The sequence below is a fragment of the Mesorhizobium sp. M1409 genome, assembly GCF_040317535.1.
GTDB lineage: Bacteria > Pseudomonadota > Alphaproteobacteria > Rhizobiales > Rhizobiaceae > Mesorhizobium.
This window is the reverse complement of sequence record NZ_JAMYKV010000032.1, coordinates 34783-56557: the sequence shown is the minus strand read 5'-3', so window position 1 is coordinate 56557 and position 21775 is coordinate 34783. Positions and strand designations below refer to the sequence as shown.

Genomic DNA, 21775 nt, shown 5'->3' with positions numbered 1-21775 from the left:
CTGAAGCGTAGTGCCAGCTTCGAAAAATTTCCGAGCACCGGTCGAAATCGGCCTATACGGGACGACATATGTCAGGTTCGCCAGGGCGACCTTCGAAAGATCAATGCGGCCAACGCGATCAACACGCTGGAATGGCTGAATGGGGCCGGCCAGCCGCAAGCATACGGATGAATGGACATGGACCAGACTGTCGATAGTCGGACGGCGGTGAAGAGCGACGCGCCTCTCAGCGAAAGCGAAAAGAACGCAATCATCGGTGGCGTACTCCTGTCGATGCTTCTGGCAGCGCTTGACCAGACCATCGTCGCGCCGGCGATGCCGACCATGGCGCGCCTGCTCGGCCATGCCGAATATCTGCCATGGATCGTGACCGGTTACCTGTTGACCGCCACCGCGATGGCGCCGCTCTATGGCAAGATATCGGACGTTTATGGTCGCCGGCCAACGATTTACGCGGCAATCCTCATCTTCCTTGCCGGATCACTGGTTAGCGCCATGGCGCCTAACATGCTGGTCCTGATCGTCGGCCGCGCGATCCAGGGCGCCGGCGGCGGCGGCCTGTTCGCGCTGGCGCAGACCGTGATCGGTGACCTCGTGCCGCCGCGCGAGCGCGCGCGCTACTCGGCCTGGATCGCGGGAACCTGGGCGGTCGCCAGCATCGCGGGCCCGCTTTTGGGCGGCACCTTCGCCGAGCATCTCCACTGGTCGCTGATCTTCTGGATCAACATCCCGCTTGGTCTCGTCGCCATGGCCATCATCAACAAGCCGCTGAGAAAGCTGCCGATCGCGGCAAAACACCATCGCATCGATGGCCTAGGCGCGTTGCTGCTCGTCGCGGCCACCGCCTTGCTGTTGCTGGCGTTGAACTGGGGTGGCAGCGAATATCCATGGCTGTCACGCGAAATCTTCGGGCTGCTCGCCTGTTCGGCTGTCATCTGGAGCGCCTTTGCGTTGCGGCTGCTGCGTGCGGCCGAACCGTTAATCTCGCTCGAAGTGCTTGGCAACCCGATCGTCCTTGCCGGCACGTTGTCATTGTTCCTGCTGCAGGCCGCCAATATTGGCCTTGCGGTCTACCTGCCGGTCTATTTGCAGTCCATCCTCGGGCTTTCGGCCAGTGAATCGGGAACCGCCATGCTTGGGCTCATGCTCGGCACCGTTGCGGGCGCGACATTCAGCGGCCGCACGATTCCCCGGTTCGTTCACTACAAGCGGATCGCGATGGCAGGGGTAACCTTCGCCATCCTGTGCCTCGGCATACTCAGCCTGGTGGCGGGACATGCTTCCCTGCTGATCGTCGAGATTCTGACGACCTGCATCGGCCTGGGCAGCGGCACGACATTCCCGGTTGCCACCGTATCGGTTGAGAATGCCGTCGATCAGGCCCATCTCGGCGTCGCCACCGGCGTACTGACCTTCCTTCGTTCTTTGGGCAGCGCGCTTGGCGTCGCCATCCTTGGCGCGGTCGCGCTCGGCTACGGCCTGCCGCTTGCCGGAGAAGGGACCCAAGCGGCCAGCACCGCCGTCGAGGCACTGGCATTCGTGATGATCTTCTTCACCGCGGCAACGATGCTGGTCATGGCGCTCGTCGCGCTGGTGCTGATGCCGGAAAAGCCGCTGCGCGGCCATCCCGAGGCTCCGGTGCTGGCTGACTGACAAAAGACGTGAAGCGCGTCGGCTGCATTTGATTATTCAAAGCGACGCGTTTCAAGAAGCTTCCACCACGCCGAGCTTCTTCTGCAGGCTGGTCGACGAGGTCGTGTACTGGAACACGATACGCTCGCCGGGGCTGATGACGCGCTTGGCGGCCTGCGCCATCAGCGCCACCTCGTGGAAACCCGACAGGATCAGCTTCAACTTGCCCGGATACCAGTTGATGTCGCCGACCGCGAAGATGCCGGGCACCGATGTCTGGAACTTCTCGGTATCCACCGGAATGAGGTTCTCGTGAAGATTGAGCCCCCACTCCGCGATCGGTCCGAGCTTCATGGTCAGGCCGAAGAACGGCAGCATGCGCGTACAAGGCACCTCGACATCGCCGTCCGGCCCCTTGATGGTGGCCGATGACAGCTGGCCGTCGGCGCCGGTCAATCCGGTCACCTGCCCGACCTGGAAATGCAGCTGCTTCATCTCCTGCATGGCATACATCTTGTTGACGCTGTCGGGCGCGGCACGGAATTCAGGCCGCCGGTGCACCAGCGTCACGCTCTTTGCCACAGGCTGCAGGTTGAGCGTCCAGTCGAGCGCCGAGTCGCCGCCGCCGACAATGACGAGGTCGTGGTCGCGAAAATCCTCCATCCGCCGCACCGAATAGAAGACACTCTTGCCTTCATAGGGTTCGATGCCCGGGATCGGCGGACGCTTGGGCTGGAAGGAGCCGCCGCCGGCGGCGATCACCACCACCTTGGCCTCGAACACTTCGTTCTCGTCGGTGGTGACGCGAAAACTGCCGTCCTCCAGCTTTTCGAGGCTGGAAACCATGCGGTTGTAGGTGAAATCAGGCTTGAACGGCGCGATCTGCTCAAGCAGTTTGTCAACCAGCCCCTGCGCCGAGATCGAGGGCCAGCCGGGAATGTCGTAGATCGGCTTTTCCGGATAAAGTTCCGCGCATTGGCCGCCGGGCCGGTCGAGGATGTCGATCAGGTGGCACTTCATGTCGAACAGGCCGAGTTCGAACACGGCAAACAGGCCGACAGGCCCTGCCCCGACAATAAGCACGTCTGTCTTGGTGGTCTCGGTCATGCGATGCGCCTCGCTGCGAAGAGAGCAGGACACTGCATGACCAATGCTCCGCTGCCAAGCCGCAGCGGGAAAAATCAGTTGGCAAGGATCCTGCGCTTATCCCTGGCGGGCGGGCACGCGGACAACCAGGCCGTCAAGCGCGTCGCGCACCTTGATCTGGCACGACAGGCGTGAGTTCGGCTGGACCTCGTAGGCGAAGTCCAGCATGTCCTCTTCCATCGCTTCCGGCTCGCCGACCTCAGCCGTCCAGGCTTCGTCGACATAGACGTGACAGGTCGCGCAGGCACAGGCGCCGCCGCATTCCGCCTCGATCCCGGGCACGGCGTTGCGGATCGCGTTCTCCATGACCGTCGAGCCGTTCTCGGCGTCCACGTCGAAATGTGTGCCGTCATGGGCGATGAAAGTCAGCTTGGTCATTTGTCACCTGAAGGGAGTTGCAGCCGAGATAATCACACCGGCGAGCAAGTCAACTGCCGCGCGAAAGCGCCGCCCCGTGACGTTTTTCCGCAAACCGGCTTTAGCGCCGGATTCAGCGACTGATGGCGGCGATGAAATCGCGCACTTCGTCGATCAGCGTGCCGAGCCGCTTGAGCGTCTGGTTGTCTTCCGGCCGGCGCTCGATCTCGGTGACGCAATCGGCAATGGCAAAGGCACCCACGCCCCGTGCCGAGCCCTTGAGCCCATGGGCGAGCAGAAGCCGGTCCTTGATGTCGGCGTCGACTATTCGGTCGCGCACCGACAGAGCCTGTTGTACAAACAGCGCCAGCACCTCCTGCTCGAGGCCGCGGTCGCCCATCGTCTGGTGGGCAAGGTGTGCCAAATCGACCGGCCGCGACCGCCTCGGTCCGGATACGTCGCCCCCGGGCATTGAGAAGGCAATGCCGCTTTCGCCACGCATGAACTCGAACTCCGTTTCTTCAATCGCCCCAAAACCTAGGCGAATCCAGTGGACAACGGGTTAATGGATGGCCCCGAAAAATGTTGCGAAAACGGCGCCGAAATCACGGTTGCGTTAACCTTATATTTAAAGTTTTACGTATCCCGCGGAATGCATGTTTTCTTTACCCCCCTGTGTCATTACGATACGAGGGGTCCATTTTCAGCCTCCTGCGCGTGGTACGACAAACAGAATTATAAGCCCGCGGCAGCTAGTACAGGGTAGCGAAGGCATGGCAAAGAAACCAACGACGACGAGAACTCTCGACAGCGACGTGGCCAGGGAACTGGAGAAGGCGCTTGATATCGACCTCAGCAATGACGTCGGCAGCGGCGACCTCGACATCGCGGCTTCGATGGAGGATCTGGAAGCACAGATATCCCAGGCCGCCGACGAGCTGGCACGCGAGGGACGCAATCAGAAACCAGAGTCCGTGGTCAATCAGGGCCAGGCCCAGAGCCAGGCCACAAAACCCGCGCCAAGGGCCAAGCCCGCCGAGTTGCGCCCCGTGGAAACACGCAATGGTGCCCAGCCCGCGGGCTTCGCCCCGGCCAATGACGATCGCCAGAAGGACTACAAGACGCTCCTGCACAGCCTCAACAGGCGTGCCTCGAACACCATTTACTGGGTCGTTGCCTTCGTTTCGCTCGCCTGGTTCGCCGGCGCCGGCGGATTGGCCAATCTCCTTTTCGGACCGAGCATCTGGAGTATCCGCACGCTCGACCAGTTCCTTGCCCGTCCGGAACTGATCGGCCTCGCCGTCGCGGCGATCGTGCCGGTCATCCTGTTCTGGGCCTTCGCGGCCATGATCCGCCGCGCCCAGGAAATGCGCATCGCCGCCCAGTCTATGACCGAAGTTGCCTTTCGCCTGACCGAACCGGAAAACCTTGCCCAGGACCGCGTCATGATGATCGGCCAGGCCGTTCGTCGCGAGGTCGCGGCCATGGGCGAAGGCATCGAACGCACGCTTGCCCGCGCCGTCGAGCTGGAAACGCTGGTGCACAGCGAAGTCAACCAGATCGAACGCTCCTATTCCGAGAATGAATCCCGCATCCGTTCGCTGGTCGACGGGCTCGGCAGCGAGCGCGAAGCCGTCGTCACCCACGCAGAGCGCGTCCGCGCGTCGATCACCGGTGCGCATGAGACGCTGAAGGACGAGATCGGCGCCGCCTCCGACATCATCCGCGACAGCATCCTCAATGCGTCGACCAAATTGTCGATGACCATCACCAATTCCGGCGACACGCTCATCGACCGCATCAACGAAAGCTCGATGTCGATCTTCGATTCGGTGGAAGGCCGGCTCGATTCGATCACCGACCGGCTGTCGACCTCGGGCGAGGCCTTCGCCAGCCTTCTCGACACCCGCATCGCCAAGCTGACGGACACCACGGACGGCCTGACACGGTCGTTGACCGATCTGCTCGACGATCGCACCACCGGCATGGTGTCGCTGCTTGGCGGCGCCGCGCGCACGCTCAATTCCGAATTCGAGGCCAGCCTCAACGGCATCGAACGCACGCTCGCCGAACGCGGCCAGGCGCTGATCAGCGAGTTCCAGACCCGCGCCGAGGCGCTGGATACCGGAACGCAGAAGCTTAATGCGGCCCTCGAGGCCCGCGCCCGCCAGATCAACGAGACACTGGTCGAGCGCGCCCGCGAAATCGCCCATACCTTTGCCGAGAGCAAGGACACGCTGTCGGCGATGATCGATCAGGGCAAGACCCAGATCGGCGCCGATATGGCCGACATCGTCACCTCGACCTCCTCCATGCTCGAAGCCCGCGCCAGCGACTTCGCCGGGCGCATGGAAGCCGCCCGTCACGTCGTCTCGCGTTCGTTCGACAGCGACATCCAGCGGCTCGCCGACGCCCGCGTCGGCATCGAGGAAGCCGTCGAGAACCACAGCAGAAAGCTGTCCGAAAGCCGCGAGCGCATGGCCGAGGCCATGCAGGCCGATCTGGCGAAGTTCGCCGAGAGCCGCGCCGGCATCGATGCAGCGGTGACAGACCAGGTGCAGAAGCTGGCCGAGGGCCGCAGCCTGATCTCGCGCGCTCTCGAAGAGGATCTGCGCAAGGTCAATGAATCGCGGGCGGCCATCGATGCGTCGCTTGGCAGCCATCTCGAAAGGCTGGAAGAAGGCCGCAACAGGCTCTCCGCCGCCCTGAATGAAGACTCAGGGAAACTGGTGCAAGCCCGTACGATCATTGATGAAATGGTTGCCGGCCATGTCGGAAAACTCGCCGAAGGCCGTAACATCCTGTCGCGCGCCCTGGAAGCCGATCTCGGCAAACTGTCGGACAGCCGTGCCGACATCGACGGTCTGGTCGCCGGTCAGGTCGAAAAGATCGCCGAAGGCCGCGCCGTGCTCGCCAAGGCGTTGGAAAACGACATCATCGGCATCAAGAGCCTCATCGAAACCCATTCCGCCAAGCTGGCGGAAGACCGCACGCAGCTTTCCCATTCGCTGGACGACGATCTATCCGGCATACGCGGCCTGATCGAAAGCCATTCGGGACGGCTGGCCGAAGACCGCAGCCTGCTGTCACAGACCCTCGAAGCCGACCTTGCCAAGCTGGCGGAGAGCCGCTCCAGCATCGACGGGCTCGTCGCCGGCCAGGTCGAGAAGCTGGCCGAAGGGCGCGACATTCTCAAACGCGCGCTTGAATCTGATCTGAACACGATCAAGGGCGTCATATCGAGCCAGTCGGAAAAGTTGGCCGAGGATCGCGGCCAACTTTCGCGGGTGCTGGAAACCGATCTGGAGAATGTGAACAGCGTCATCGCCGACCACATGAACAGGCTGGTGCAGGATCGTTCGACCCTGTCCAAGGCCCTTGAGGACGATCTCGCCAAGCTGGCGGAGAGCCGCTCCAGCATCGACGGGCTGGTCGCCGGCCAGGTCGAGAAGCTGGCGGAAGGCAGAGATATCCTGCGGCGCGCCCTGGAATCCGACCTCAATGCGATCAAGGGAACCATTGCCGACCAGTCGCAGAAACTGGTCGATGACCGGGCACAGTTCGCCCGGGCGCTCGAGGCTGATCTCGAAAGCGTCAACGGCCTCGTCAACAGCCATTCCGAACGGCTCGCCCAGGATCGTTCGACCCTGTCGAGATCACTTGAGGCCGACCTCGACAACGTCGCCGGCCTGGTCGACAGCCACGCGGAAAGGCTTGTCCAGGAGCGCTCGACCCTGTCGAAGGCGCTTGAAGACGACCTAGCCAAGCTCGCCGAGAGCCGCTCCAGCATCGATGGCCTTGTCGCCGGCCAGGTCGAGAAACTCGCCGAAGGCCGCGATGTTCTCAAGCGCGCGCTGGAAGCCGACCTTGCCAAGCTGGCCGAGAGCCGCTCCAGCATCGACGGTTTGGTCGCTGGTCAGGTGGAGAAACTGGCCGAAGGCCGCGATATTCTCAAACGCGCCCTCGAAGCTGACCTGCAGAAGCTGGCCGAAAGCCGCGGCGATATCGACGATGTCATTGCCGGACATGTCGGCAAGCTGTCCGAAGGCCGCAATATGCTGACCCGCGCACTGGAAGACGATCTCGGCAAGCTCGTCGAGACCCGCAAGGACGTCGACCGCTCGTTGTCGGGCCATATCGACCAGATCGCCGCCAGGAGCACCGATATCTCCGCGGCGATCGCAAGCGATGTCGAGAAGATCGAGCAGGCGTTCAGCCGCCAGACCGGCATCATCGAGGAGCGCGCCGGCACCATGGAGCGTGCGCTCTCGACAGGCGTCGACAACGTCCGCGCCGTGCTCGAAAAGAGCGCCGTGTTTGTCGCCGGCGCCTTGCGCGAGAAGGTGCTGGAAGTCACCAGCACGCTGCACGAGCAGGCCGGTGCCGCGTTCAGCGACGCCGACCGCAAGATCGCCGAGCGCGCCGAGCAGACTTCCGCAGCCCTGCTGGCACGGGCCGAGGACATCGCCCGCACGTTCGAGGACGCGGACCGTCGCCTGCACGCCCGTGCGGAAGATACGTCGAACGCCTTGCTCGCCCGCGCGGAAGATACGTCCAGCTCGCTGCTGGCCCGCGCCCATGAATCCGCCGATCAGCTGGCTGCTCGTGCAAGCCAGATCGCCGGCGCCTTCGACGTGGCGGACCAGAAGCTCGCCGCCCGCGCCCAGGAAACCACCGACCAGCTGACCGCCCGGGCTCAGGACGCCGCCGATCATCTGGCCGCCCGTGCAAGCGAGATCGCCGGTACGTTCGATGCAGCCGACCAGAAGCTGGTCGCCCGCGCCATCGAAACGGCCCAGTCGCTGGCCGCTCGCGCCGGCGACATCTTGCGCAATTTCGAAGGCGCCGACCAGCGGCTCGGCATGCGCATTGGCGAATCGGCCGAAGCGCTTGCCGCCCGTGCATCGGACCTCGGCCGCATCTTCGATGCCGCCGACCAGCAATTGGTCTCGCGCATCGCCGAAGGTTCGGAAGCGCTGTCGAGCCGTGCCTCCGAAATCGGCCGCATCTTCGACGACGCGGATCAGCGTCTGGTGTCGCGCATCGCAAGCAGCACCACCGCGATCGGCGAGCATGCCGAGACCATCGTCGGCGCCTTTACCGACACCGAGCAACGGGTCGCCGAACGTGCAAGGCGGACCGGCCAGGAAATGGCCGTGCATGCCCGCGAAATCGAACAGGCGCTTGTCGGCGCCGACGAGCGGCTTGCGTCGAGCGCGGCGGCCGCGGCCGCCCGTGTGGAAGAGCAGGTCTCGGGCGTCGAGAACCGCCTCGCCCACACGGCCGAGACGATGGGCCAGAAGCTCAACGAGCAGGTGTCGAATGCCGAGGCGCAACTCGTCTCGCGCGCCAATGTCATCGCGGAGACCTTCACCGCGGTCGGCCAGCATATCGGCCAGAGCACCAACGATGCCGCCAAGACGATCGGCGCCAACACCCGCGAACTCAACACCATGCTCGCGGCGCGTTCGGCCGAAATGTCGAAGATCCTCGACGAAACCGCACGGCCTTTGGTCGAGCGCTTCGCGCAAGGTGGCTCGGAACTGCAAAAGAGCATGGAAGAGGTCACCGAACGCGCCACCGAGAAGCTGCGCAGCGAGAATGCCGCCCTTGTCGACGCGCTCGCCAGCCGTACCGCCGAGACCTTGTCGGCGGTCGAAGGCGCTCGCTCGTCGCTGTCCGACAGCGTCGCCGATCTCATCGGCCGCATGACCAAGTCCAGCTCGCAGCTCGGTCAGCTGATCGAGCAGGCCGCGGTCAATCTCGGCCAGGTCGATGAACGCCTCAGCGGCAGCACACAAAGCTTCGCCGCCACCACGGAGAAGGCCGCTCAGACCTTCGCCAGTTCGGCGCGACTGGTCGATTCGAACACGACAAGGCTGACTGAACTGTCGTCGTCCACCTTGCGCGAGGTCGCGTCGATCGCCACCAAGTTCGACGAACATAGCCGCCTGCTCTCCAGCGCTTCGGACCTGTTGAGCTCGGCCCAGAGCAACCTCGAACACACGCTCGAACGGCAGTCGTCGCTCGAAGACCTCGCCGTCGGCTTGGTCAAGAAGTCGGAAGATCTCGAAAGGGTCATGCGCTCGTTCGAAAACCTCGTCGGCCAGACGCTGCAGAACGCCGAGGGCAAGACGATGGAGTCGGCCGACAAGATCCGCAACGCCATCACCGACGTCGTCGATTCGGCTACCAAGCGCTTCGCCGATGCGACCGAGGAGATGCGGCGCACCGCTGGCTCGATCAAGAGCGAGCTCGACCTCACCCGCGCCGAGCTCAAGAAGGGCGTCATCGAAATGCCGGAGGAGGCCAAGGAATCGACCTCGGCCATCCGCCGCGCCGTTTCCGAGCAGATCAATGCGCTGAAAGAGCTTTCCGAGATCGTTGCGAAATCTGGCCGCAATGGTGACGGGTCCGAGCCACGCAATCTGCGCCCGGCGCCGCAAGCGCCGGCCGCACGCGCCGCCGAACCACCGCGCCGTGCACCGTCGCCGCAGCCGGAGCTGCGCACGCCCCAGGCACCCTTGGGCGGCCCTGCATTGCGCGGCACGCTCGACCTTGAGCGTCCGGCCGAATCGGCGCCGCGCCAGCGTTCGGACGCCAGTGCCCGCACGCCGCAAGGCGGCTGGGTGCGCGATCTCCTGACCGCGGCGTCGAACGACGAGGACCTGAGGCCCGCGGCACCCTCGGAAGGGCCGCGCGCGGCCCCTGCCCAGCGCTCGCCCCTGCATGTCGTGGAATCGCTGAACTCGCTCTCCGTCGATATCGCGCGGGCCATCGATCACGAAGCGTCGATCGAGTTGTGGAACCGCTACCGGCGCGGCGAGCGTGACGTGTTCACGCGGCGGCTCTACACGCTGAAGGGTCAGCAGACGTTCGACGAGATCCGTCGCAAGTATCAGGCGGAGGCCGAGTTCCGCGCCGCCGTCGACCGTTACTGCGACGATTTCGAGAAGCTGCTCAAGGATGTCTCGCGCAACGACCGCGACAACATCATGGCGCAGACCTACCTGACGTCGGATACCGGCAAGGTCTACACCATGCTGGCCCACGCCAGCGGCCGGCTGCACTAAGACAGCAATTGAATAGGCGGGGCCATGGGTCCCGCCTGTGACTGCCTTAACCTCCAGCACGCGCTGAACCTGGATGCGTTCGGGAATCGTCCAAAGTCCGATTCCCAACGGCACCAAGTCCACTGGCAAAGCTCCGCCTACGCTCAAAGGATGTGATCGTGAAGACGGCAATCATATTCGACTGCGAGTTTCTTTGCCTCGAAGGTTCGCAACGTCGATTCTGGTGTGCGGCCCACGACCCCGACCCGGTGATCGTGCAGATCGGCGCCGTCAGACTAGGACTCGGGCACGACTTTCCCCTGTTGGGCACGCACAAGGCCTATATCAGACCGGTCGACCGGTTTGGCAACAGATACGCCCTCGACCCGTTCTTCACCAAGCTGACCGGCATCACCGAGGAAGACTTGGAGACCGAAGGGGTAGACCTCGGGGAAGCCCTCGCGGACGTCGATCGCTTTTCCGATGGAGCGCGGTTCTGGTCCTGGGGCAAGGACGAACTGAACATGGTCGCCATCAGTTGCTATATCGCGGGCATTCAACCTTCGATCCCGGCCACCCGGTTCGACAACGCCGTCAGGCTGCTGGTCGAGGCTGGGATGCCGACCGAGGATCTGGCGAGAACACCGAGCAACAAGCTTGCGGACTACTATGGCATCGAACACCCGCCATTGCAGGGGCACGACGCGCTCGATGACGCGCTGTCTGTGGCCTACACCCTGCAGCACGTGATGAAGACTGGAAAGCTCTGGCCGGACATCTTCGACCGCCTGTAGGTAGAAGAGTTTGATGGGATTCTGGCGCCTCGCGCTCAGATCACCGAATCCGTCCAGCGCACGATCTGCCGGGCGGCATCGCCGAACGCGTTGTCGAGCGCGTTGACATAGGCTGGATTGCCGCTGCCCGAAACAGGCGCCGAGGCGGTGAAGCTCTTCGATGCACGCACCTCGCCATTGCGGTCGTTGAGGATGCGCACGAACAGGTCGACCTCGGCATGCTCGCCGCCGTCGACGCGCACCTCGAACGAACGGATCTCGACGATCACCTGATAATCGATGGCAAGGCCCTCGCCCGGCTTGCCGACGCCGGCAAAACTGCCCGAACGCTGGAACGTCTCGGCCAGCCGCGCCTGCACGATCAGCGGCAGCCGGTCGGCCCATTGCGCGCCCTTGAGATACTGGATCGAGCGATCCGACGGCTTGATGACGATGTTCTGGCTGTCCAGCGCCTTGAGCGCAGATGGCTGCGCGATCAGGATCTGGCGACGGCTGTGGCCGCGCACATCAATCGAAGGCGCCGACAGCTCAAAGGTGTCGAGTGGCGCAGGCTTGCCGCCCAACACTGCGCAGCCGGCCAGCGTTAGGGCAAGCAGAGCCGCAGCCGATGTCAACCCGCCCGTTCTCACCCACACAGACTTCACACGCGATCCCCGTTGTCCCCGGATCGTAAGATCAACCCGCTTTCGCGGCTCATGTTCTTGCGGCGCGCCGACGCCGAAGTCAACGCCGCGCCCTGCCATTGAACTGCCGAACCTCGCCCTCGCCACCCGAAAGGATGCGCTGCGGATTGCGGCTGAGATCGGTCACCGCCTCCTCGATGCGGCTGATCGAACGGCGGCTGTCCTGCACCAGTGCTTCGACATTCGACAGCCCCTGGCCCGAGAAACGCGTCAGATTGTCGGTTATGACGCCAAGGCGGGCATTCAGCGTGTCGGCAACCTGCTTGAACGATTTCAGTGTGGCCCTGGCGTCGGCCATCACCCCATCGGCCTGCCCTGAACCGAGCAAGTGGTCGACCCTGGCGAGAATGCCGTCGACACGCACCGAGGCGTCGTTGAGGCGTTGCGCCAGTTGCTTGGCGTCCTTGATCGTCTGGTTGATGTCGTCGGCGCGGTTGGCGAACTTGTCGGTCACCTCCGCGATGTCGGCGGCGGCCTTGTTGGCGTTTTCGCTGGCTTTCTGGATATTGGCAAGCGCCGTGCGCACCTGCGCCGGATCGATGCCGTCGAGCACGCCGTCGACCTTGGCCAGCGTGCCTTGCGTCTGCTTGGCGAAATCGTTGACCGACCCGACCGCCGTGTCGACGTTCTTGATCACGCCGTCGAGCTGTTTCGAAGTCTCCTTGAGGTTGCCTGTCACCGTATCGACGTTGGCGACAATGCTCTTGATCTTGTCCTTGTCGACGGCGTTGAGCAGGCCTTCGGCTGCCTTCAGCGTGCCGTCGAGCTTGCCGGAAACGCCTTTCAGCTCATCGGACAGCGCACTGGCGGCGGACAGGAACTTGTCGATGCCGTCGGAATTCTTGGCCAGCGCGTCGGAAAAGGTCCGCACGTTCTGCACGGTCTGCGTCAGCGGCCCACGAACGTCCCTGGTGAAGCCTTCGAGCTCCGTGAGCACCTTGTCGGCGCGAGTGAAGATGTTCTGCGCTGTCTGCAGGAGGTTGGTCACCGCCGACGGGTTGGCGACGATCTCGGCGACCTTGCCTTCCTTTTCCGCCTGGTCGAGGAGTTTCACTTCCTTGGGATCGGCGCCCTTGAGCTCGATGTTGGCCTGTCCGGTGAGGCCGGCAAGACCGATATCAGCCTGCGTCGACTTGGTGATCGGCGTCAGGCGATCGATCTCGGTATCGGCGATGGCGACGGTCGGATTGTCGACGTCGATATAGACGCGCCTGACATCACCGACCTTGACGCCGTTGAACAGCACGAAACTGCCGCGGCCTAGTCCGGACGCCGAGCCTGGAATGCGCACGCGCAGCACCGTCGTCTCGCCCTTGTCGCCGATCGCCGCCGTCCAGTAGACGAAGGCAAAGGCCGCCAGGATCGCGGCCAGCGTGAAAATGCCGACAATGACGTAATTGGCTCTGGTTTCCATTGTCCCACTTATGGCTATGCGCGCGCCGCAAGATCAAGTTGCCGGGCGCGTTTTCCGCGGAAATAGGACTTTACCCACGGTTCCTCGCTCTTCAGCATGTCGTCGATGGTGCCTTCGACCAGCACTTTCTTCTTGCCGAGCACGGCCACCCGGTCACACGCCGTGAAAAGCGTGTCGAGATCATGCGTCACCATATAAACGGTCAGATCCATCGTATCGCGCAGTTTGACCACCAGTTCGTCGAATTCAGCCGCGCTGATCGGATCGAGGCCGGATGTCGGCTCGTCGAGGAAGACGATATCGGGGTCGAGTGCCAGCGCCCGCGCCAGCGCGGCGCGCTTGATCATGCCGCCGGAAAGTTCGGACGGGAATTTCTGCGCCGCGTCAGGCGGCAATCCGACCAGTTCGATCTTGAGCAGCGCCAGCTCATCCATCAGCTTCTTGGGCAGGTCGAGATATTCGCGCATCGGCACCTGGACGTTTTCCTGTACCGTCAGTGCCGAAAACAGGGCGCCGTGCTGGAACAGCACGCCAAGCCGCATGTCGATGCGCAGACGCTCCACTTCGCTGATCTTCTCGACATCGACGCCGAACAGCTTGATCGTTCCCGACTGCTTGCGCGTCAGGCCGAGAATGGTTCGCAGCAGAACTGACTTGCCGGCGCCCGAGGCGCCGACAAAGCCAAGGATCTCGCCGCGCCTGATATCGAGCGACAGTTTGTCGAGGATGAGCTTGTCGGCGAAGGACACGCTGATGTCGTGCGCGGAAAGCACGATGTCGCCCTCGCCCGTGTCGTCAGTCAGCGCACTTGCCTTTTTCCGGTTTCGCAGCTTCATCTCAAAACTCGATCGCTGCGTAGAACATGGCGAAAAGCCCGTCGAGGATGATGACGACGAAAATCGACTTCACCACCGAGGCTGTCACGTGCTGGCCGAGCGATTCCGCGCTGCCGCCGACCTTCATGCCTTCGACCGAGGCAATCGTGCCGATGATCATGGCCATGAACGGCGCCTTGATCAGGCCGGCGAAAATCGTGCTGAGATCGATGGCGACGCGCAGCCGGTCGATGAAGGCGGCCGGCGCGATGTCGGAATAGAGCCAGGCAGCCAGTATGCCGCCGCCGAGAGCGGCGAAATTGGCGATGATGGTCAGGCACGGCAAGGCGATGACCAGCGCCACGAGCCGTGGAAAGACCAGGACGCCGATCGGGTTGAGCCCGATGACCTTCAGCGCGTCGACCTCCTCGCGCATTTTCATCGAGCCGATCTCGGCGGTGATCGCGCTGCCGGAGCGGCCGGCGATCATGATCGCCGTCATCAGCACGCCGAGTTCGCGCAGGATCAGCACGCCGACCAGGTCGACGACGAATATGTCGGCACCGAAATAGCTGAGCTGATAGGCGCCTTGCTGGGCGACGATGGCGCCGACGATCGCCGACATCAGCACCACCACCGGAATGGCGCCGACGCCCATGCGGTCGATCTGGTTGAAGATCGCCGCCGGATTGACGGCATGACCACGACCGAGCTTCATCTGCGCGCCGCGGATGGTGGCGCCGAGGATGTTCATCGAGGCGAGGAAGTCGTCGCGCATCTCGTAGACGCGACGGCCGACCGCCTCCAGCGCGCGGATGACGATATTGGGCGGACCGGCGGCGCCGGATTCGGGTTCGCGTCGCACGGCCTCGCCCACAGCGTCGAGCAGGATCGAAGCGATCTCGCTCTGGCCTTGCATCTGGATCTCGACGCCCTTCTTCTCGAAGGCGCTTACCAGCCGATCGATCAGCCAGGCGCCGGCGGTGTCCATCTTCTCGATCTTGGAAAGATCGAGCGCCAAGGTTTTGAAGCCGCTTCGTTTTTCGATCTTGCGCATGTCGGCGTCGATCAGCGCGACGGTCCGTGTCGTCCAGATTCCGGAGAAGGCGCAGCCGAGAACGCCGTCCTCCTCGCCGATTGCCACGCGCGGTTCGTGGTCAGCCTCCCCTGCGGTCGTGCCGCTTGCGTCGCGCTTGCCAATGGTCAACATGGCGTCCTGTTTAGCCTGACGGGTCTGACCTGTCGATTTGCCGACAACGCTTGTCGCATAGCAGGAGCAGAAAAATATGGCGCGTGTCATTTCGGTCGAGGCCGAGCGTTTTCCAATCGCCGGAACCTTCACCATTTCGCGCGGTTCCAAGACCGAAGCCGAAGTGATCTCCTGCACGATCAGCGAGGGCAGCCACGCCGGCCGCGGCGAATGCGTTCCCTACAAGCGTTATGGCGAGACGATGGACGCCGTTCGCGAGGCGATCGAAGCCATGCGCGACCGGATCGCCGGCGGCATCAGCCGAACCGCCTTGCTCACGGCCATGCCGGCCGGAGCCGCCCGCAACGCTATCGACTGCGCCTTATGGGATCTGGAGGCAAAGGTCAGCGGAACATCGGTAGCCGATCGTATAGGTGCTGCTCCCTTACGGACGCTCGAAACCGCCTACACGCTGTCGCTCGGCGAACCGGAAGCGATGGCGGCGCAGGCCCGCGCCAATGCGGCGCGGCCTCTGCTCAAGGTCAAGATCGGTGGCGACAACGACATCGCCCGTATCCGCGCGGTAAGGCAAGCGGCGCCCGACAGCCGCATCGTCCTCGACGCCAATGAGGGCTGGACCGACGATAATATCGTGGCAAACCTTGCCTTTGCCGCCGAGCAAGGCATCGCGCTGATCGAACAGCCGCTGCCGGCTGGCCATGACGAAATCCTGCGCCATATCGCGCATCCAGTGCCAATCTGCGCCGATGAAAGCGTGCACGAGGTGAAGAATCTCGGAACTCTTATCGGCCTTTACGACGCCATCAACATCAAGCTCGACAAGTCGGGTGGCCTGACAGCTGCCCTTGTGCTGCGCGATCGCGCCCGCGAACTCGGTTTCGGCGTGATGGTCGGCTGCATGGTCGGTACGTCGCTGGCGATGGCGCCGGCGGTGCTGCTCGCTCAGGATGCCGATTTCGTCGACCTCGACGGTCCGCTGCTGCTTGCTCGCGACCGTGTGCCCGGCCTTGTCTACCAGGGCTCGCTGGTGTCACCGCCTGATAAGGCGCTGTGGGGCTGAGCGCGCCGCTAGCCCGATCAGCACCAGGCCGATCAAGGCGATCGGGATCATGGCAAAAAAGCCGTTGACGCCGAACCGCTCGTAAAGCGGGCCGGATGCCAGCGTCATTACCGCCATGAAGAAGCCGTTGGAGAAATAGGCGATGCCTTGCGCGGCGCCTGTCCGCTCTTCGGACACCGTTTCACCGATCATCTTCTGCAGGCCGATCAGCACCAGCGCCACAGAGACCGAGTGCAGCGTCTGGACGCCGAAAAATCCGGCAACGCCGAGGCCGAGCGGCCAGACCAGCGGAAAGGCGATCCAGCGCACGATCGAGCCGATCCCTGCCATCACCATGATCGACACGACGGAGAACCGGTCGAAAAAGCGGGTGAACATCATGAACATGCAGACTTCCGAAACCACGCCCCACGCCCACAAAAAGCCCACAACCGAATCGCTGATGCCGATCGATTTCCAGTAGATGGAGACGAAGCCGTAGAGAAATGCGTGGCTGGCGGTGATGACGCCGACGCCGATGGAAAAATACAGGAAATACGGGTTGAGAAGCTTCGGTGCTGAATGCTGGATGTCGGTGGCCGACAGCGGCGAAGCGCGCCGCGGACGGCCAAGACGCGGCGCCAGCAGCCCGGCGGCAAGGGCCGCGACAAACGCCACGAGAATGATCACCGGAACCGCCCGCGAGCCGGTTGCCGACAGGATGAAGCCACCGGCGACATTGGCGAGCAGATAGGAGATCGAGCCCCATTTGCGCATGCTCGTATAGTTCGATCCGAAGCGGCGCACGCCTGAAAGCGCCAGCGAATCGGCGATCGGCGAATGCGGCGTCCAGACGATGGTCAGCGCCAGCGACACCGCCAGCACCATCGCGTAGGTCGGCGTCAGGAAATAACCGGCCGACAAAAGCAGCGACGCAGCCACCAGCGCGACGTAGACATCGGCGCGGTCCCTGGCACGGTCGGCCAGCGCGGTCAGCAACGGCGTCGTCACCACGCGCAGGAACATGGGGGCCGCCAGGATGACGGCGATCTGCTCGGCATGAAAACCCTTGGCCTGCAGCCACAGCGGGAAATACGGCAGATGCGTTCCGAGCGGCACGAACAGCGTCGCGAAGATCAAGCTCATGCGCAGTTCGAAATGACGCGGCTTGACGAGTTGTTCGGGCGAAAGCGGCGGCAGGGACATGAATCGATCCAATCACGCTGCACTTGGCCGGACGGCAACGCGTGTCGATCCCTTAACATGAGCGAAAACCGGGCGAAACCGGTTGGACCAATCGATTGCCGCCGGAGCGGGGAGGAACGCCGGCGCTATGCCGCCTGCCCTACCCGGTCTTCGATGAGCAACGGGATAAAGGGCTCGTCCGGCGCCTCGGGCAGCACCTGTGCCCAGGTCAGGATTTCCATCCGGCCATCAAAATGCTCGACCACCGCCGTGCAGCTTTCCACCCAGTCGCCGGTGTTGATGTACTGGACATCGCCAAAATTCTCGATGACGGCATGATGGATGTGGCCGCAGACGACGCCGTCGACATGCGAGCGGCGCGCCTCTTCGGCAAGCATCGTCTGGAACGAGCCGATGAAGTTGACCGCTTTCTTGACGTTGACCTTGGCCCAGGAGGAGAACGACCAATAAGGCAGTCCGAGCAGCTGGCGCAGCCGCGTCACCACGCGGTTGACCAGCATGGCCGCGTCATAGGCGTGATCACCAAGATAGGCCAGCCAGCGCGCATTGTGGACGACGGTGTCGAACTGGTCGCCATGGATGACGAGCAGGCGCTTGCCGTCGGCGGTCTCGTGGATGGCACGGTCGGCCACGACGATGCCGCCGAAATGCACGCCCTGGAACTGGCGGGCGAATTCGTCATGGTTGCCGGCGATGTAGGTGATGTTGGCGCCCTTGCGCGCCTTGCGCAGCAATTTCTGCACGACGTCGTTGTGGCTTTGCGGCCAGTGCCAGTTCCGCCGCAGCCGCCAGCCGTCGACGATGTCCCCGACCAGATAGATGATGTCGGCGTCATGATAGCGCAGGAAGTCGATCAGGAATTCGGCCTTGGCCGCCTTCGAGCCCAAATGGACATCGGAAATGAACATGCTGCGGAAAGTGCGGGGCTCTTGGCCGGACATCGCGATTTTTCACCGTTGCTTTCGCGAGAGCCTATGCCCCGATTCATGCAACAACCGTATGACGGTTGCGATTGGTCCAGTCGAAGGACTAGCTTGCCGCCGGCTCACAAGGAGAAATCATCATGGATCTCGGTATCAGCGGGAAGAAGGCCATCGTCTGCGCTTCGAGCAAGGGACTTGGGCGCGGTTGTGCCATGGCGCTGGCGGAAGCCGGCTGCGACGTCGTCGTCAACGGGCGCAATGCCGAACTGGTGGCGAAAACCGCTGCGGAACTGCGCCAGCGCTATGGCGTCACGGTGACGGAAGTCGTTGGCGACGTCTCGAGGCCCGAGGTGCAGAAGGCGCTGCTCGCGGCCTGCCCGGAACCGGATATCCTCGTCAACAACAATGGCGGACCGCCGCTTCGCGATTTCCGCACGCTCGACCGCGAAAAGATTCTCGAAGGCGTCACCCAGAATATGGTGACGCCGATCGAACTGGTGCAGGCTGTCCTCGACGGCATGGCGGCGCGCGGCTTCGGCCGCATCGTCAACATCACCTCGCTGTCGGTCTATGTTCCGATCCCCGGCCTGGACCTGTCGTCCGGCGCACGCGCCGGCCTGACCTCGTTCCTGGCCGGCGTGGCGCGGACGGTGGTCGATCGCAACGTGACCATCAACAGTCTTTTGCCGGGCAAGCTCGACACCGACCGGCTGCGCGGGCCGCACGAGGCCGGCACATCAGAGGATCCCGCCGCCGCGGCAGCCCGCAAGACCCGCATCAGCGCCGATGTTCCGGCCAAGCGGCTCGGCACGCCGGAGGAATTCGGCCAGATCTGCGCCTTCCTGTGCTCGGTCCATGCGGGCTATCTGACCGGGCAGAACATACCGGTCGATGGCGGTCTCTATGTCAGCGCCTTTTGATCGACGCGCCTGCCAACCAGCAGCAATCATTTGCTGTCAAATCGGCATAAGCACTTGATAGATAACGATTTTCGACACGCCGCAGGGTAAAGCCGCCGGCGCGTCAATTAGCGTCGCGAAAAACCTCGGCTGCATGCTAAAAGGGAATCTCCAGGCAGATTTCGGAGGAGCGGCCGCATGGAAGGCGAGAGCAAAAAGACGGCACGTTCGGACCTCGACGAAGCCGCCCTCTACTTCCACAAGCACCCAAGGCCGGGAAAACTCGAGATCCAGGCGACCAAGCCGCTCGGCAATCAGCGCGACCTCGCGCTCGCCTATTCGCCTGGTGTCGCCGCCCCTTGCCTGGAAATCCGTGACGATCCGGCGACCGCCGCCGACTATACGGCGCGCGCCAATCTGGTTGGTGTCGTCTCCAACGGGTCGGCGGTGCTCGGCCTCGGCAATATCGGCCCGCTGGCCTCCAAGCCGGTGATGGAGGGCAAGGCTGTCCTGTTCAAGAAATTCGCCGGCATCGACGTCTTCGACATCGAGATCGACGCGCCCGGCATCGAGCGCATGGTCGAGACGATCTCGGCGCTCGAGCCGACCTTCGGCGGCATCAATCTCGAAGACATCAAGGCGCCGGAGTGCTTCGAGGTCGAGGAGCAGTTGAAGGCCCGCATGGGCATACCGGTGTTCCACGACGACCAACACGGCACCGCGATCATCGTCGCCGCCGCCGTACTCAACGGGCTGGAATTCGCCGGCAAGACCATCTCGAACATCAAGATCGTCACCTCAGGCGCCGGCGCTGCCGCCCTTGCCTGCCTCAACCTGCTGGTCTCGCTCGGCGCGCGGGTCGAAAACATCTGGGTCACCGACCGTTTCGGCGTCGCCTACAAGGGCCGCGTCGACGAGATGGACCGCTGGAAGGACCCCTATGTGAAAGACACAGAGGCGCGCACGCTGGCCGATGTCATATCAGGCGCCGACGTCTTCCTCGGCTTGTCGGCGGCAGGCGTGCTGAAGCCGGAACTGCTCCAGCACATGGCGCCGAAGCCACTGATCCTGGCGCTGGCCAACCCCAATCCGGAGATCATGCCGGAGGTGGCGCGTGCGGCGCGTCCCGATGCGATGATTTGCACCGGCCGCTCCGATTTTCCTAATCAGGTCAACAACGTACTGTGTTTTCCTTACATCTTTCGCGGTGCGCTCGACTGTGGCGCCAGCGCCATCAACGAGGAGATGAAAATGGCCGCGGTGCGGGCGATCGCAGCGCTCGCTCGTGAAGAACCCTCCGATGTCGCGGCCCGCGCCTATTCCGGCGAGACGCCGATCTTCGGCCCCGAGTTCCTGATCCCCTCGCCCTTCGATCCGCGCCTGATCCTGCGCATCGCCCCGGCGGTCGCCAAGGCGGCCTGCGACACCGGTGTCGCGACAAGGCCGATCACCGACTCCGCCGCCTATATCGACAAGCTCAATCGCTTCGTTTTCCGCTCCGGCCTGGTGATGAAGCCGGTGTTCTCGTCGGCCAAGGCATCGACCGCCAAGCGCGTCATCTACGCCGACGGCGAGGACGAGCGCGTGCTCCGCGCCGCCCAGGTGGTGCTCGAGGAAGGCATCGCAGAACCGATTCTGATCGGCCGCCCACATGTCATCGAAGTGCGCCTGAAGCGCTACGGGCTGCGCATCAAGCCCGGTGTCGATTTCGGCCTGATCAATCCGGAAGACGATCCGCGCTATCGCCACTATGTCGACCTGTTGATCGAACTCGCCGGCCGGCGCGGCGTGACGACGGAGGCCGCGCGCACCATGGTGCGCACCGACAACACGGTGATCGCAGCACTTGCGCTCAAGCGCGGCGATGCCGATGCCATGGTCTGCGGCCTCGAAGGCCGCTTCGAGCGGCATCTGCGCAACGTCACCCTGATCATCGGTCCGCGCACCGGCGTCAGGGATCGCGACCTCTCGACGCTGTCGATGCTGATCTCGCAGCGTGGCATCATCTTCCTCACCGACACCCACGTCTCCGTCGACCCGACGGCCGAGGAGATTGCCGAGATGACGGTGCTGGCGGCGGAAGAAATCCAGCGCTTCGGCATCGAGCCGAAGGCAGCACTCCTGTCGCATTCCGATTTCGGCTCGCGCGATTCACCCAGCGCGCTCAAGATGCGGCAAGCGGCGGCGATCCTGGCGCGTATCGCACCCGAACTGGAGTGCGACGGCGAGATGCATGCCGATTCCGCCTTGTCTGAGCATCTGCGCCAGCGCGTCTATCCGCATTCGCGGCTGAAGGGCGAAGCCAATCTGCTGGTATTCCCCAACCTCGATTCGGCCAACATCACGCTGACCGCACTCAGAACCATGATGGATGCGCTGCATGTCGGGCCGATCCTGCTCGGCACCGACATGCCGGCGCACATATTGACGCCGTCGGTGACCTCACGCGGCGTCGTCAACATGACGGCGCTTGCCGTGGTCGAAGCCGCTCACAAGGCGCAGGCGGTCGTCAATCTGGGCTGAACGCGGATTTCGCGGTAAACTGCGGTTAACCGCGAACACGGTAGCCTTGCGGGCCAACGGGCGGGATTTGGGCAGGCGGAGT

At 63.5% G+C, this 21775-nt stretch carries 15 protein-coding genes; 6 read left to right on the top strand and 9 right to left on the bottom strand.

All coding sequences use genetic code 11. The features are described 5' to 3' along the window. The first annotated feature begins 177 nt into the window (after positions 1-177). On the top strand, positions 178-1653 hold the full coding sequence (locus NKG99_RS22805; protein ID WP_352870889.1) for an MDR family MFS transporter: 1476 nt from the start codon (positions 178-180) through the stop codon (positions 1651-1653). Positions 1654-1704: 51 nt separating this feature from the next. Here NKG99_RS22805 and NKG99_RS22800 read toward each other — a convergent pair whose 3' ends face one another. The 3 genes from NKG99_RS22800 to NKG99_RS22790 form a co-directional block, all read right to left on the bottom strand. After that, a complete protein-coding gene (locus NKG99_RS22800; protein WP_352870888.1) occupies positions 1705-2739 on the bottom strand; it encodes an NAD(P)/FAD-dependent oxidoreductase in 1035 nt (344 codons plus the stop codon). Positions 2740-2835: 96 nt separating this feature from the next. Then, complete coding sequence (locus NKG99_RS22795; RefSeq protein ID WP_023674833.1) at positions 2836-3156, bottom strand: 2Fe-2S iron-sulfur cluster-binding protein; 321 nt, start codon at positions 3154-3156, stop codon at positions 2836-2838. 112 nt (positions 3157-3268) lie between these two features. After that, entirely contained in the window at positions 3269-3637 is a 369-nt protein-coding gene (locus tag NKG99_RS22790) for an Hpt domain-containing protein (protein WP_352870886.1), read from the bottom strand. 271 nt (positions 3638-3908) lie between these two features. Here NKG99_RS22790 and NKG99_RS22785 point away from each other — a divergent pair, with 271 nt between their 5' ends. Beyond that, positions 3909-10208 carry a kinesin gene (locus NKG99_RS22785; protein ID WP_352870885.1) on the top strand — a complete coding sequence of 2100 codons (6300 nt, stop codon included), beginning with the start codon at positions 3909-3911 and terminating at the stop codon, positions 10206-10208. A gap of 158 nt (positions 10209-10366) precedes the next feature. Next, entirely contained in the window at positions 10367-10981 is a 615-nt protein-coding gene (locus NKG99_RS22780; RefSeq protein ID WP_352870883.1) for a 3'-5' exonuclease, read from the top strand. Between the two features lie 35 nt (positions 10982-11016). Here NKG99_RS22780 and NKG99_RS22775 read toward each other — a convergent pair whose 3' ends face one another. The 4 genes from NKG99_RS22775 to NKG99_RS22760 all read right to left on the bottom strand — a co-directional run bounded on the left by NKG99_RS22775 (position 11017) and on the right by NKG99_RS22760 (position 15103). After that, positions 11017-11610: an ABC-type transport auxiliary lipoprotein family protein gene (locus NKG99_RS22775; RefSeq protein WP_502910996.1), complete on the bottom strand. Its 594-nt coding sequence runs from the start codon at positions 11608-11610 to the stop codon at positions 11017-11019. Between the two features lie 94 nt (positions 11611-11704). Then, positions 11705-13078 (bottom strand): MlaD family protein, encoded by a 1374-nt coding sequence (locus tag NKG99_RS22770; protein WP_352870881.1) that lies wholly within the window; start codon positions 13076-13078, stop codon positions 11705-11707. A gap of 14 nt (positions 13079-13092) precedes the next feature. Further along, positions 13093-13914, bottom strand: a complete 822-nt coding sequence (locus NKG99_RS22765) for an ABC transporter ATP-binding protein (RefSeq protein ID WP_352870879.1) — start codon at positions 13912-13914, stop codon at positions 13093-13095. A gap of 1 nt (position 13915) precedes the next feature. Then, complete coding sequence (locus NKG99_RS22760) at positions 13916-15103, bottom strand: MlaE family ABC transporter permease (RefSeq protein ID WP_352870878.1); 1188 nt, start codon at positions 15101-15103, stop codon at positions 13916-13918. Between the two features lie 76 nt (positions 15104-15179). Here NKG99_RS22760 and dgcA point away from each other — a divergent pair, with 76 nt between their 5' ends. Beyond that, on the top strand, positions 15180-16163 hold the full coding sequence (gene dgcA / locus NKG99_RS22755) for an N-acetyl-D-Glu racemase DgcA (RefSeq protein ID WP_352870877.1): 984 nt from the start codon (positions 15180-15182) through the stop codon (positions 16161-16163). On the opposite strand, the gene NKG99_RS22750 is transcribed toward dgcA, so the two are convergent. Together NKG99_RS22750 and NKG99_RS22745 are read right to left on the bottom strand one after the other, a co-directional pair. Further along, positions 16134-17348, bottom strand: coding sequence for an MFS transporter (locus NKG99_RS22750; protein ID WP_352870875.1), 1215 nt, complete (start codon positions 17346-17348; stop codon positions 16134-16136). The genes dgcA and NKG99_RS22750 overlap by 30 nt on opposite strands. A 125-nt stretch (positions 17349-17473) precedes the next feature. Beyond that, positions 17474-18289 (bottom strand): UDP-2,3-diacylglucosamine diphosphatase, encoded by an 816-nt coding sequence (locus NKG99_RS22745; RefSeq protein WP_352870874.1) that lies wholly within the window; start codon positions 18287-18289, stop codon positions 17474-17476. Between the two features lie 122 nt (positions 18290-18411). Between NKG99_RS22745 and NKG99_RS22740 the strand changes: the two genes are divergently transcribed. Next, positions 18412-19191, top strand: a complete 780-nt coding sequence (locus NKG99_RS22740) for an SDR family oxidoreductase (protein WP_352870872.1) — start codon at positions 18412-18414, stop codon at positions 19189-19191. 177 nt (positions 19192-19368) lie between these two features. Continuing rightward, a complete protein-coding gene (locus tag NKG99_RS22735) occupies positions 19369-21693 on the top strand; it encodes an NADP-dependent malic enzyme (protein WP_352870871.1) in 2325 nt (774 codons plus the stop codon). Positions 21694-21775: the final 82 nt, after the last annotated feature.